Here is a 315-nt window from a genome sequence, read left to right as displayed (position 1 = left end):
ATGAGAGCTATGAGATCCGGATTCAGGATGTAAAACTGTTCCCACAGGGATACTCTGCCCTGGCTCTTCACCCGGAATGTGTTCGGGACGAGCCTTCTGTTCTTCTCGCAGACATCGGTGGCTGGACCGTAGACCTGATGCGGCTGGACAACAGTGTTCCAAACGCCGCTACCTGCCGCAGCCTGGAGCTTGGTGTGATCCGGTGCGTGGATGAGATCACCGAGCAGGTACGCAGAAATACCGGACTGTCTGTAACGGACATTCAGATCGAACGTGTTCTGAACGGCCAGAGCTGCAGCATGGACCCGTCCGCAA

Annotated in this window: 1 pseudogene; it reads left to right on the top strand. The window is 56.2% G+C overall.

The window, feature by feature from the left end:
* Positions 1-315: pseudogene (locus LIQ05_RS20845) on the top strand (plasmid segregation actin-type ATPase ParM); the annotation flags it as partial.

It is taken from the genome of Blautia glucerasea (assembly GCF_020537505.1).
In the GTDB taxonomy this organism is placed as follows: Bacteria; Bacillota; Clostridia; order Lachnospirales; family Lachnospiraceae; genus Blautia_A.
The sequence above is the reverse complement of the archived record's forward strand: the minus strand, read 5'-3'. Positions and strand labels throughout refer to the sequence as shown.